Origin of the sequence: Nocardia xishanensis NBRC 101358 (assembly GCF_001613365.1) — a bacterium.
Lineage (GTDB): Bacteria > Actinomycetota > Actinomycetes > Mycobacteriales > Mycobacteriaceae > Nocardia > Nocardia xishanensis.
The window spans coordinates 1-13,516 of the sequence record NZ_BDCF01000088.1 but is presented as its reverse complement, the minus strand read 5'-3'; the positions used below and the strand labels follow the sequence as shown (position 1 = coordinate 13,516).

The 13,516-nt window shown below is 70.2% G+C and carries 7 protein-coding genes; 2 read left to right on the top strand and 5 right to left on the bottom strand.

Annotated features, from left to right (window positions below):
* Window positions 1-1,232, top strand: a 1,232-nt coding sequence (locus NX1_RS34020) for an FtsX-like permease family protein (protein WP_157120366.1), incomplete at its 5' end; no start/stop codon positions are given.
* Between the two features lie 99 nt (window positions 1,233-1,331).
* Complete coding sequence (locus tag NX1_RS34015; RefSeq protein ID WP_068069009.1) at window positions 1,332-5,516, top strand: nSTAND1 domain-containing NTPase; 4,185 nt, start codon at window positions 1,332-1,334, stop codon at window positions 5,514-5,516.
* Between the two features lie 17 nt (window positions 5,517-5,533).
* On the opposite strand, the gene NX1_RS37560 is transcribed toward NX1_RS34015, so the two are convergent.
* From NX1_RS37560 to NX1_RS37135, 5 genes are all read right to left on the bottom strand, one after another.
* Window positions 5,534-7,699, bottom strand: a complete 2,166-nt coding sequence (locus tag NX1_RS37560) for an ADP-ribosylglycohydrolase family protein (protein ID WP_218024225.1) — start codon at window positions 7,697-7,699, stop codon at window positions 5,534-5,536.
* A 49-nt stretch (window positions 7,700-7,748) separates the two neighbouring features.
* Complete coding sequence (locus tag NX1_RS34005; protein WP_068069000.1) at window positions 7,749-8,912, bottom strand: VWA domain-containing protein; 1,164 nt, start codon at window positions 8,910-8,912, stop codon at window positions 7,749-7,751.
* Window positions 8,913-9,060: 148 nt separating this feature from the next.
* Window positions 9,061-11,373 carry a DUF5682 family protein gene (locus NX1_RS34000; RefSeq protein ID WP_245668884.1) on the bottom strand — a complete coding sequence of 771 codons (2,313 nt, stop codon included), beginning with the start codon at window positions 11,371-11,373 and terminating at the stop codon, window positions 9,061-9,063.
* A gap of 98 nt (window positions 11,374-11,471) precedes the next feature.
* Entirely contained in the window at window positions 11,472-12,569 is a 1,098-nt protein-coding gene (locus tag NX1_RS33995; RefSeq protein ID WP_068068997.1) for an ATP-binding protein, read from the bottom strand.
* Window positions 12,566-13,516, bottom strand: a 951-nt coding sequence (locus tag NX1_RS37135; protein ID WP_245668883.1) for a DUF5691 domain-containing protein, incomplete at its 5' end; no start/stop codon positions are given. The genes NX1_RS37135 and NX1_RS33995, both read right to left, overlap by 4 nt.

Here is a 13,516-nt window from a genome sequence, read left to right as displayed (position 1 = left end):
TCGGTGTCGGCGCGCTGGCGCTGATCCTGGCCGTGCTGCTCGCCGCGCCCGCGCTCTCCCGGCCGGTGGTCGGCGGCCTCGGGGTGCTGATCCGTCCGTTCGGACCGATCGGACGGATGGCGCGCAACAACGCCGCGCGCAATCCGCGGCGCACGGCCGCGACGGCGTTCGCGCTCACCCTCGGCCTGATGCTGGTGTCGGCCATCGGCATGCTCGGCTCGTCGGCCAAGGCCAGTATCGGGGTGCTGGTCGACAAGGGCGTCGAGTCCGAGTACGTGCTCTCGGGCCCTCAGCAGTCACAGCTGATCGGCTTGCCGCTCGGGGTGCCCGACGCGGTGCGCGCCGCGGTGCCCGAGGCGGACGAGGTGGTCGGTTTCCGCGGCGTGGCGGTGCAGTCCGGTGACATTCGGATGACAGGCGTCGCGCCGGATGGCCCGATCGACCGGGCGCTGAACTACGAGGTTCTCGATGGCACCGACGCGCTCGGCCAGAGCGGCATTATGGTATCGAAAGCCACAGCGGCCGAACACGGTTGGCAGGCCGGCCAGCAGATCGACCTGACCACATTGGACCGGAACCAGAAGGTGCCCGTCACGATCGCGGGCGTGTACAAGAACACGCCGCTGCTCGCCGACGTGGTGGTTCCGCCAGCGATCTTCGAACAGGTGACCCCGCCCGCGTTCCGGAGCAACTTCTATGTGCTCGTCACCGCGAAGCCGGGCACCGACCTGGCGCAGATGCGCACCGACCTGGAGAACGCCACCGATCAGTTCGCGGTGGTCCAGGTGCAGGACCGCGAACAGTTCAAGGGCGCGCAGGGCCGTCAGATCAACACCCTGCTCGCCATCCTCTACGGCCTGCTCGCGCTGGCCGTGGTGATCGCGATCCTCGGCATCATCAACACGCTGGCGCTCTCGGTGGTGGAGCGGCGCAGGGAGATCGGCATGCTGCGCGCCGTCGGCACGATGCGCTCGCAGGTACGCCGCACCATCTACCTGGAGTCGATGCTGATCGCGGTGTTCGGCGCCATCGTCGGGGTGATCCTCGGCATCGGTCTCGGCGTCGGATTCCTGCGCACGCTCCGCGAGCTGGGCATCGACCAGATCGACATCCCGTGGGGCCAGCTGACCCTGGTGCTGATCTCCTCCGCCGTCGTCGGTGTCCTCGCCGCCCTGTGGCCAGGTATCCGGGCCGCGCGCACCCCGCCGCTGGCCGCCATCGCGGACATCTAGCCGGTTTCCGGTTTCGCAGGTTGCGACCCGGTTGCCAGCATCAACGCGAGTAGTCGATTACTCGTGCCCCGGTCGCCGCGGCGCCGCATGCTTTCCGGTATGTCCAGGGTCTTCTTGAGTCATTCGAGCCGGGACACGCGGCAAGCGGTCGCGCTGAAGGCGTGGCTCATCGAGGCGGACCCGGGTCTCGCCGACGAGATCTTCCTCGATCTCGATCGGCGAACCGGGATTCCCGCCGGTGTCCGCTGGAAGGACGCCCTGCGGCGAGCGAACGAGCGCTGCGAGGCGGTCATCTGCTTGCTGTCCGACAACTGGGACGCCTCGCACGAGTGCAAGACCGAGTATCGGTATGCCGAAGCTCTGGGCAAGGCGATCTTCGCGGTTCGTTTGCAGCCGCTGAAGGGCCGGGACATCACCAGTGAGTGGCAGCGGTGCGATCTGTTCGGTCCTGGGCCGCAGACATCGATTCCCGTCGACGACGGTCCGCCGGTCGAATTCCGCACCGAAGGGTTGCTGCGGCTGCGCGACGGTCTCTGGGCGGCGGGCATCGGAGCGGACACGTTCGCCTGGCCGCCGCCCGATGACCCGAAACGGGCGCCCTATCGCGGCTGGCAGCCGCTCGAAGCAGTGGACGCCGCCGTGTATTTCGGCCGCGACGCCCAGATCGGCCGGGCGCTGACCGCCGTCCGAGCAGCGCGGAACTCGGGAATCGGTCAGCTGTTCGTCGTGCTCGGGCCGTCGGGGGTGGGGAAGTCGTCGTTCCTGCGGGCCGGCTTGTTGCCGCGCTTGCACCGCGACTATCGCCATTATCTGGCCGCCGGAATCGTCCGGCCGCAGCGCTATGCCCTGACCGGTGACGGCGGCCTCGCACAATCGATACACCGGCTCCGCGTCGCTCTGGGACTGAACGAACCGAGCCTCGGTGTCATCAAGCAGGGCATCCGCGACGTGGCACGGGTGCGGGCCTGGCTGGCCGACGCCCAGCGGGCAGCGCAAGAGCTGATCGCCGAGCCCGCCGAAGCCGAGCCGCCGACCCTCATGCTGCCGATCGACCAGGCCGAGGAGTTGTTCGGGGTCGATTCGGACGAGGAAGCCCGGGCGTTGCTCGCCATCGTCGGTGAGTTGCTCGACCGGGATATCGGGATGTCGATGGTCGTCATCGCGACCATCCGCGCCGACAGGTACGAGCCGCTGCAGAGCGCGCCGGAACTGGCCGATGTCGAGGTCCGCTCGTTCGACGATCTGAAACCCATGCCGCAGGCGCAGTTCAAAGAGGTCATCTGCGGGCCCGCGCGGCGGGCGCGAGAAGCGGGCAGCAGGCTCGCCTTCGCCCCGGAGCTCGTGGACCGGCTGCTCGACGACTGGTCACACGGCGCGGACACCCTGCCGTTGCTCTCGCTGACGCTCGCACGCCTGTACCAGGATTACGGCGATGGCGAGATAACTCTCGCCGAATACGACGCGATGGGCGGCTTGCGCCGCGTGGTGCAGAGCGAGGTCGACGAGTTGCTCGCCGCCGATCCCACGGTCCGGCAGGACCAGCTCGCCGTGCTGCGGACGGCGTTCGTGCCGTGGCTGGCTACCGTCAACCCGGACAACGATCAGCCGATGCGCCGGGCCGCGCGGTGGTTCGACCTGCCCGCGGCCAGTCGTCCGCTGCTGGAGAGCTTCATCGCCCGGCGGCTGCTCGTCCGCGACGAGCGCGACGGTGAGATCGTGGTCGAGGTCGCCCTGGAAAGCCTGCTGCGGCAGTGGGACGCGCTCGCCGAATGGTTGCGGGTCGAAGCCGCCGACCTGAAGGATGCCGACAATCTGGAGCGAGCCGCGCTCGCCTGGGATCGCAACGGACGCAACGACGAGTGGCTGCTGGCGGGCAGCAGGCTCGCTGACGCCGAATCGCTCGCCGCGAAACCGGGATTCCGGAATCGGCTCGAGCATGTGTGCGAGTTCTTGTCGGCCGCGCGCGAGCGCGAAGACCTATCACTCGCGCAGGAGCGGGAGCGCCGGGAGGCCGAGCTGCGGGCGGCCAGGGAACGGCAGGAAGCGGCGGAGGCATTGGCAGCGGCGGAAAGTCGCGCCAAAGAGGAAGCGGAGCGGCATGCCCGCGTGTTGCACAGACGATCGAGGATTCTGCGGGCGGCGTTGATCGTCGTGGTCGTCGTGGCGGTGGTGGCGGCGGTCGGATTCGTACGGGCGCTGCGAGCGGAGGATCGGGCACGCTCGAATGCCCGGGATACGGCGGCAGCGGCACTGGGGGCGCAATCTCAGCTCATGCTGTCCGAATCGTGGCCAGGCAAGAGCGACGATGTCTTCGGCATGCAGATGGCCTTGGCCGCCAGCAGCTTTCCGTCGAAGTCGGATGGCCGCTTCGCCGTGCTCAACGCGATCCATCAGACCCGCAACGTAACCAAGATCTACGGCTTGAACGGCGCCGACACCTACAGCGTGCAGTTCAGTCCGGACGGCAGGCGGATCGCCACCACTCGGGGCGACGCGATCGAGTTGGTGGACGCGGGAACGTGGCAGCGGATCGGCGAACTCATGACCGGCCACAAGTTCGAAGTGAACGACCTCGCGTTCAGCCCGGACGGTAGGCGCATCGTGTCCGTGAGCCGCGATGCGACAGTGCGATTGTGGGATGCCGAAACGCAGCGACCGATCGGCGAGCCGATGCGTGGGCACACCGGGACAGTGACGGGTGTTGCGTTCAGTCCTGACGGGCGCGTGATTGTATCCGGAGGCTGGGACAAGACCCTGCGGTTATGGGATGTCGAGGAGCAGCGACCGATCGGTGAGCCGATAACCGTACCGGGGAAGGAGGTTGCATCGGTCGCGTTCGGTACCGACGGTCTGATCGCCTCAGGTGGCCTCGACGGCGCGATCCGTCTGTGGGACAGCGCATCGCGGCAGCCGGTCGGTGTGATTCCGACCGGCCAGTTCAGTGTGAACAGCGTCGCATTCAGCCCGGACGGCACCCGTCTCGCCTCGGCAGGCGCTGACGCGACGATCCAGCTCTGGGATCCGCGCACCCGTCTGCCGATCGGCGAACCGCTGCGCGGACACACCGCGGCGATCGAGCAGGTGATCTTCAGCCCCGATGGTGCTCGACTGGCCTCCGCGAGCGACGACAAGACGGTTCGGACGTGGGATGCCGCGTCCGGTCGCCCGGTCGGCGAAACGCTGCGCGGGCACGAATCCGCGGTCACCGGTGTCGCGTTCCATCCCGACGGGCGATGGATCGCTTCTGGCGGTCTCGATGGCACTGTGCGGGAATGGATCGGGACCACGGGCACCGTGTATCGAGAAGGATCGGTGGTGAGCGTCCAGATCAGCCCGGATGGCAGGCGCATCGTGTCGAGCACAACGGACGGGACGATCAGTCAGTCGGAGATCGGTACCGGCAAGCAGGTAGGTCCCGTTGTCCATGGCGACGCTCTCGAGAGCGTGTCTTACAGCCCCGACGGCAGGCAGCTCGAATCGGTCACCACGAGCCGGCTGCGGATATGGGATGCGAATACCGGTGAGCCGGTCGATGCGCCGATTCCTTTCCCACCCGAGACGAAGACGGCTCTCGTCGATAGCGAACACCACACAGCGGTTTCGTTCACAGGATCCTCCGGCCAGCTGTGGAATTTGCCGTCGATGCAGCCGATCGGGCCGCCGCTGGACGAGGCAGCGGGGATCATGACTGCGGAGTTGAGTCGCGACGGAAAGACACTCGCGGCCGGAGGAGGAGACTGGGTGCTGCGGTTGTGGGACGCGACGACGGGCCTGCGGATCGGGAAGCCGATGAAGGGGCCCGGATGGGTGTCCGCAATAGCCTTCAGCCCGGATAACCGTCGGCTGGCGGTCGGGTACTTCGACACCTCGGTGCGGTCGTGGAACGTGGACACCGGGGAACAGATCGGTAATCCGATGTGGCACGACGGCTGGGTTACGGACGTCGAGTTCAGTCCGGACGGAAAGACGCTGGCGACCGGCAGCATCGACGGAAATGTCCGGCTGTGGGATGCCGAATCGCAGCGGCAGATCGGCCCCGCGATGACCGGGCACGTGGGAATGATCTCGGACGTCGACTTCACACCGGACGGCGCGCGGATCGTGACCGCGAGTGCGGACAAGACGATCAGAATCTGGCCAGTGTCGACGTTCGATACCGACAAGCTGTGCGCCAAGATGACCTACAACATGAGCCGGGAGACCTGGAACAGGTGGGTCTCGCCCGACATCGAATATCACAAGGTTTGCCCGAACCTCCCCATCGCGGGTGACGAAGGCCGGTGAGGTCGGCCCCCGGACCCCTATCCCGGATAGCGGGCGTACCAATCGAACGGGGGCTCGCCGTGCGCGTCGCGCGGCGGGTTCGGTCCGAACTCGGTGCAGTAGTCGGCCGCCAGCCGCTCGATGACGGGCGCGGCGTCCAGCCCGGCACGCCAGTGGCCGGGGATGGCGGCCCGGCCGTGGCGGGCGCCGAGGATGCTGCCGCACAGCGCGCCCGTGGAATCGCTGTCGCCGGAATGGTTGACCGCCAACAGGACTCCGTTGGTGAAGATGTCCTCCGGCGTCCCGCCGACGGACTGCGCGCACAGCGCCGCGTACACCGCGATGCCGAGCGCCTCCGGCGCGATCCAGCCGCGGCCGAGTGCGTCGAAGTCTTCCGGCTGCGGCATGGTCTGCGTCCGGCGCGCCGTGGCGGCGGCCAGGTCGACGGCCGCGGTGAGCGCCGTCGAGGTCTCCTCGTGGTGCTCGTGGCGGGCCAGTTCGGCGCGGACCCGATCGATGGCGTCGTCGAGTTCCGCGCCGCGGCCGATCAGATAGATCAGCGCGGCGACCGCACCGGCGGGCAGCCAGCCGCTGGGGTGTCCGTGCGTGAGCGCAGCCGCGTCGCAACCCAATTCGAAGACGTGCTCGAGCGATTCGCCCGCGCGATCGACGGCGTAGCCGAAGCCGCACGGCACCGCCCGCACGGCCGCGGCACAGCCCTTGGAATTGTTGATCGGCTCGGTCCTCGTCCCCAGCGGACGCGCGGGTTCGCGCCGCGCCGCCGCCTTCTGTAGCGCGGTGATGGCGGCATGTGTGACGCCGCGATGTCCCATCAATTCCGGATGCGCGGCCAAGGCGCTGTGCGGGCGGAATTTCTGCTCGGGAATGGTGACGCCCTGACCCTGCAACCAGACCAGAAAACCCTGCTGCATCATTCCGAGCGTCGCGCCGCCGATGCCGCGCGCCCGCGCCCGCACCGAGCCTTTCACGAGGGCCTCCACGGTGAACAGCGTCAGCTGCGTCTCCTCGGAAATCCTGCCCTCGTAGGTGTCCGGCCCGCCGGTGACGCCGCGCCGCCCGTAGCGCTGCCGAATGTGGTGCAGCAGCATGTTTTCCACCGGTGCGCCGAGCGCGTCGCCGATGGCGGAGCCGAGCAGGCAGCCGTGCACCACGTCGTCCTGGGTGTGCAGCTGTCTGCGGTACGCGGTCGCGTGCATAGTGACGGCGGGTGGCGTCGCGGGCCACGCGGGCGATTCGGTCGGCGCGAGGGCGGCCGAGTCCGGCGCCGGGCTTGCCGACGTGTTACGGGCGGTCCGAACCGATGCGGGCCGTGCGTGTGATTCCGGCGCGGCGGTGGAACCCTGGTCGCGCACTGCGCGCACGACCGCCTCGGCGAATTCCCCGCACGAGTCGAATCGGTCGTTCGGGTCCTTGGCCATCGCCCTGGCGAGCGCCGCGTCCAGTCCCGCGGGCAGGTCGGGCCGGGCCGCGCGCGGCGACGGGATCGGACCGTGCACATGCCCGTAGAGCACCGCGGGCAGATTCGGCGCGTCGTAAGGCCCCGCGCCGGTGAGCAATCGGAACAGCGTGCAGGCCAGCGCGTACTGATCGCAGCGATGGTCCAGCGGCGCGTTGGTCAGCTGTTCGGGCGCGGCGTAGGCGAGGGTCGCGGTCAGATGTCCGGTGCGGGTGAGTCCCGCGGTGTCGTCGAGCAGCTTGGCGATGCCGAAGTCGGTCAGCAGCACGCGTTCGTCGAAGCCCGTGCCGATGCCCGCCGAGCGGGACAGCAGGATGTTGGCCGGCTTGACGTCCCGGTGCAGCACGCTGCGGGCGTGCGCGTAATCCAGTGCGCCCGCGGTCTGTACGACGATCTGCGCGGCACGCTCCGGCGACATCGCGCTCGGCGCCACCGCGGCGCTGTCGTGACCGTCGACGAACTGCATCGAGATCCACAGCCGCTCGTCCTCGATGCCGCGGTCGTAGACGGTGATGATGTTCGGATGGTCCAGCTGCGCGACCAGATCCGCCTCCCGCTCGAAGCGCCGCCGGATCTCTCCGTCGTCGAACATCTCCCGGTGCAACAGCTTCAGCGCGGTCGTCTTCGGCAGCCGAGGATGGCGCGCGGCGTACACGGCCCCCATGCCGCCGCGCCCGAGTTCGCGCTCGATCACGTAGCCGGCGAACACCTCACCGCGGCGCAACATGCGTGCTCCCCTCCAGCGTGCCGAGACTCGACGCGAGTGTAGAACGGTCTCACGGCTTTCCCGCGTTCACATCCGCCCATGACTGGACGTCGCCGCGATCCAACGCCACCGCGAGCAGGTCGGGAAAGCGGTCGGGCGTGCAGGCGAAGGCCGGAACGCCGAGCGCCGCGAGCGCGGCGGCGTTGTCGTGGTCGAAAGCCGGTGCGCCGTCGTCCGAGAGCGCGAGCAGCACAAGCACCTGCACGCCCGCGTCCTTCATGGCGTGCACCCGGCGCAGCATCTCCGCGCGGATACCGCCCTCGTACAGATCGGAGATGAGCACGAACAGCGTGTCGGCGGGGCGGGCGATCAGCGTCTGGCAGTAGGCGAGCGCCCTGTTGATGTCGGTGCCGCCGCCGAGCTGGGTGCCGAACAGCACGTCGACCGGATCGGCGAGCAGGGCGGTGAGGTCGACCACCTCGGTGTCGAAGACCACCAGCGACGTGCGCAGCGCCCGCATCGACGCGAGCACCGCCCCGAACACCGAGGCGTACACGACGCTGGCCGCCATCGACCCGGACTGGTCGATGGCCAGCACGACGTCGCGCCGCACCGTCTGGGTGTTGCGGCCGTAACCGACCAACCGCTCCGGGACGACCGTGCGGTGCTGGGGTAGGTAGTTCGCGAGGTTCTTGCGAATGGTGCGGTCCCAGTCGATATCTCGCGCCCGCGGCCTGCTGATCCGCGCGGCCCGGTTCAGCGCGCCGGAGACGGCGGTGCGGGTGTGGGTGGCGATGCGCCGCTCGATCTCGCGCACCACCTGTTCGACCACGGTGCGCGCGGTGGCCTTGGTCGTCTCCGGCATCACCCGGTTGAGGCTCAGCAGCGTGCCGACCAGGTGCACGTCGGGTTCGACGGCGGCGAGCAGTTCGGGCTCCAGCAGGAGTTCGGTGAGTTGCAGGCGGTCGATGGCGTCGCGCTGCATCACCTCGACCACGCTGGACGGGAAGTAGGTGCGGATGTCGCCGAGCCAGCGCGCCACCCGCGGCGCGGAACCGCCAAGGCTGCCGGACCGTTTCCCGGACGCGGGTTCGTCGCCGGTGTTGTACAGCGCGCCGAGCGCACGGTCGACGGCGACGTCGTCCGCGCCGCCGAGCCCGCCGAGCTCGGGCTCGGCCGCCGCGCCGAGCACCAGACGCCAACGGCGGGAACGATTTTCGTCGGGCAGGCTCATAGTGCGGCTCCTCGCCCACGGACGGAGTGGATCGCGGTGCGAATCAGCTGGTGCCGGAGGCAGTTCCGCGACGGCGCGCACGATCCGGTCGTGTTCGCCGGGCGCGGTGGCGCGGTGACGGCGGTGTAGCGGCGCGGCGGGTGCGGAATCACTCTGCGACCTCCAGGATCTCGGCCGTGGTCCGCATGGCGCGGCGGCCACGCTCGACGTCCAGGCCCGCGTGCTCCGCCGTCGGGGTTCGTGCGGTGTCACCGACCGCCCGGCCGATGGCGCGGCGTTCGCCGGATTCGAAGGCGCCGAAGGTACGGCGCAGCACCGGCAGTGTCTCCAGGAACTGGTCATCGTCGAGCTCGCGCAGCCAGTCGTCGATGCGCCGCAACAACTCTCGGTCGTGCACGAGCAGCAGGCCGCGGCCGCCGAGGAACCCGTCGATCCAGGCGGCCTTCGAGGCCGGGGTCGCGCCGACCGACAGCGCGGCCGAAAGACGGCGGCCGGAATCGGCGTCGTCGATGATGCCCGCGTCGCTGAGCAGCCGCACCGCCCGGCCGACCAGCGCGCCGTGCACGTCCTCGCGGTCGGCCAGCTTGCCGAGCGCCGCCAGCCAGGTCTCGGTGGCCCACGCGTCGTCGCGGGTGTGGATGGCCAGGTGCGCGGCGTCCAGCTGGGTGCGCAGCTCGCCCGCGGCGTCGGCGTCGAGACCGGTCACCGCGCCGGGCAGACCCGCGGCGATGCGGACGAGCAGGCCGTCGGCCACGTGCGCGAGCGCCTTGGTGTCGGTGCCGCGCACGTCGCCGTAGCGCAGCGTTCTGATCAGGCCGGGCAGCGCCGCGAGCAGGTGGGTGACGTCGTGGTCGAGCGCCGCGACGCTCTCCAGCCGGGCGATCAGTCCGCCGGTCGCGCCGCCCAGATCGGCTAGCAGCGCCAGCTCCAGCGCGTCGGCGAGATCGCCGAGGGTGCGGTCCTGCCGCTGCGCGGTGTCGAGGATCTTGGCCTCGGCTGCGGTGCGCAGCGTGGTGCCCCATCGCGACGCCTCGATGACGGCGACCGCGAATTCCGGGCGCCAGCGCAATGTCCAGGTCTCGCGGAAGGTGCCGGTACTGCGCACCTCCCCGGTGGTCGGCGCGCCCCATTCGATGCCGAGCAGCCGCAGCCGGTGCAACAGCCGCGACCGCTCCAGCTCGCGCTCCTTGCGCAGGTCCAGGTCGACGGTGCGCGCCGTCGGCTCCAGCTTCATCCGCAGCTTGCGCACCTTGGCGCGCAGGTCGGCGTCGAGCGGCACCGTCGGAGCGTTCTCCGGCACCGCGCCCAGCGCCTCGCCGACGACAAGCTCGGTGGTCACCACGTGCACCATGGTCTCGTCGCCGCCGCACATCACCGAGCGCACCGCCTCGGTGACCTCGGAGAGCCCGGCCAGCGGTCGTCGCCGCAGCGCCGCAAGGGTTTCGGCGAGGCGGACCGCCTCGATGACGTGCGCGCTCGACACCGGGAGATCGTGCGCCCGCAGCACGCCCGCGACCTTGGTGAGCCAACGCGCGATCGGCTGGTCGGCGGCGGTGAACAGGTGGTGGTACCACCCGGGCGAGTCGACGCCCGCGCCGTAGCCGGAGGACGCGGCGAGGCGGGAATGGGTGTAGGGCACCCAGGTGACGGTGGCCTTCACCTTCGGCATCCCCTTGAGCAGCCGGGCATCCGGTGCGGCCGGTCCGAGCTTGCCCGCGAGCGCGGGTGCGTGCCAGGCGCCGCACACGACGGCGAGGCGACGCGAACCGCTCTTCAGTGCCTTGCGCATGGTCTGGCGCATGTAGGCCTCGCGACGCAGGGTATGCGCGTCGATTACGGCCGGAGTCGGGCGATGGCGGCGCGCGATGGACGGGTCGTTTCGATCGAATTCGTGTTTGGGGCCGAGGTTTTCGAGATCCAGTGACTCGTCGTCCGACAGCGTGGGGTCCAGGCGTGATCGTTCACGCTCGTGGGGGTCCGTGACAGGCGTCTCGCGCAGCACGGCCATCGCCTCGGTGAGCGCGTCGAAAACGTCTATGTCGGTGCTCGATTCGACAACCGCGTCCCACCAGCGTTCGGCGTCGTCGTACCCGGCGGCTGAGGCGAGATGCGCCAGCGGGTCGACGGTGTCGCCCGGCTCCGCCTCGGCGGCGAGCACCACGCTGCCGGGCAGATCGCAGAAGCGCACGGGCACTTCGTGTTCGGCGGCGTAACGGAGCGCCTGCCATTCCGGCGAGAACACGGCATAGGGCCAGAACGCCGCCCGCGCGGGCTGATCGGGCACGTAGGCGAGCAGCGCGACCGGCGGCGCCATGCCATCGGCCGTGACGAATCCGGTCAGGGGATCGGCGTCGGCGGGACCCTCGATGAGGATGGTGTCGGGCTGGAAATCATCCAGCGCCAAGCGCAATGAGCGGGCCGAGCCGGGACCGTGGTGCCGGATGCCGAATACCCGCGTCACCGCGTCGTCCGCATGCGGGCTCGCACGCACTCGGCTCCCGAGCGCGGTGCCGCTCCCATCCGCTGTGCGATCGTTCTCCGCTACGTGCATCGCAATCCCTAGCCGGTGACCTCGCGGCACGCCCGATAGAAGTCGGCCCAGTCGGGGCGTTCGCGGACAACGGCTTCCAGGTACTCGGTCCACACCGCGGCATCGGTCACCGGGTCCTTGACCACCGCGCCGAGCAGCGCACCCGCGATGTCGGTGGCGCGCAGCACCCCGTCGCCGAAGTGCGCGGACAGCGCGATCCCGTTGGTCAGCACCGAGATCGCCTCGGCGGTGGAGAGCGTCCCCGACGGCGATTTGAGCTTGGTGCGGTTGTCGGCCGTCATGCCGGAACGCAACTCGCGGAAGACCCGCACCACGCGGCGCACCTCCGCCGCGGCGGCGGGCACCTCCGGCAGCTCCAAGGCCGCGCCGAGCTGGGCGACCCGGCGCGTCACGATAGCGACCTCGTCCTCCTCGTCGGCGGGCAGCGGCAGCACCACCGTGTTGAACCGGCGGCGTAGCGCGGAGGACAGCTCGTGCACGCCGCGGTCGCGGTCGTTGGCGGTGGCGATCACGTTGAAGCCCTTGGCGGCCTGCACTTCCCGGCCGAGCTCCGGGATCGGCAGCGTCTTCTCGGACAGCACGGTGATCAGCGCGTCCTGCACGTCGGACGGGATGCGGGTGAGTTCCTCGATTCTGGCCAGCGCGCCGGTGCGCATCGCGGTCAGCACCGGCGAGGGGACGAGGGCGGCGTCGGTCGGGCCCTCCGCGAGCAGCCTCGCGTAGTTCCAGCCGTAGCGGATGGCCTCTTCCGCGGTGCCCGAGGTGCCCTGCACCAGCAGCGTGGAGGAACCGGAGATGGCGGCCGAGAGATGTTCGGACACCCATGTTTTGGCGGTGCCGGGCACGCCGAGCAGCAGTAGCGCGCGGTCGGTGGCCAGTGTCGAGACAGCGACCTCCATCAGGCGGCGCGGGCCCACGTACTTCGGGGTGATCACGGTGCCGTCGTCCAGTGTGCCGCCGAGTAGATAGGTGACCACCGCCCATGGCGAGAGCCGCCAAGAGGGCGGGCGCGGTCGGTCGTCGGCCGAGGCCAGCGCGCGCAGTTCCTCGGCGTAGGCCTGTTCGGCGTGCGGGCGCAGCAGGATGCTGGCGTCGGTGCTGGTCACGGCAACTCCTCGAGCATGTCGGAGCGGTGGGTGAGGTCGGTGGCGAGCTGGTCGAAGGCGCGGGCCCAGGCCACATCGTCGCAGCGCTGCGCGATCGACGCGACGGCGGCCGCCGCGTCGACGGGCAGGTGCACCGCCGCCGCGGTGAGCAGGGATCGGTGCGCCGCCGGGCCCGTGCCGTGTGCGCCCGAGCGCTGGGCGGCGATCCTGGCGCGTTCGAACAGCAACAGGATCAGGTGCTGCGCCAGCGGCTGCGGCCACGGGTGCGGCACGGCGGGCAGCAGCGCCTCCAACTCGGAGAGCCAGGCGCCGTCGAGGCGAAGCAGATGCCGGACGCGCTCGTCCACCGGCAACAGGGCGAACAGCTCGCGGCGGCGCAGCAGCGCGGTGTCGGAGGGCACCCCGTTGGCGAACAGCGCCGCGGCCCAGGCCGGATCTCGCTGCGCCAGCGCGGCATCCACCCAGCCGTCGAACAGCGGCTGCCGGAATCGCTCGTCCACCGTCACGCGCACCGCCCGCTCGGGTGCGCCGAGCGCGGCCGTCCAGTGCCGTAGCGGCGTCGCGGCGACGAGCTGGCGCAGGCGGCCCGCGGTGACGTCGGGGACGCCGTTCCAGCGGTAGCTGAATTCGACGACGCGGTCGGTGATGCCGTCGCGGCGCACCTCGGCGTCCAGGGAGTTGGGCAGCGCGATGCGCAGCGCCGCCGGGTCGGCCTCGACGGCGATCCAGTCGGCGGCGCGGCGCAGCATGCGTTGCGCGAAGGCCGAATCGGGGAGCAGCGCGAGTAGTCCCGCGGCAGTCCGGCGCACCTCGGCGCGGCGGTCGTCCAACGCCGTCTCCAGCAGCGGCTCGTCGGCCGCCGCGATGCCGTCGGCGAGGACCGCGAGCAGTTCGGCCCTGGCCGGGCCGGGTTCGGTGCCCCAGGTGGCGGCAAGGGCCGTCCGCGC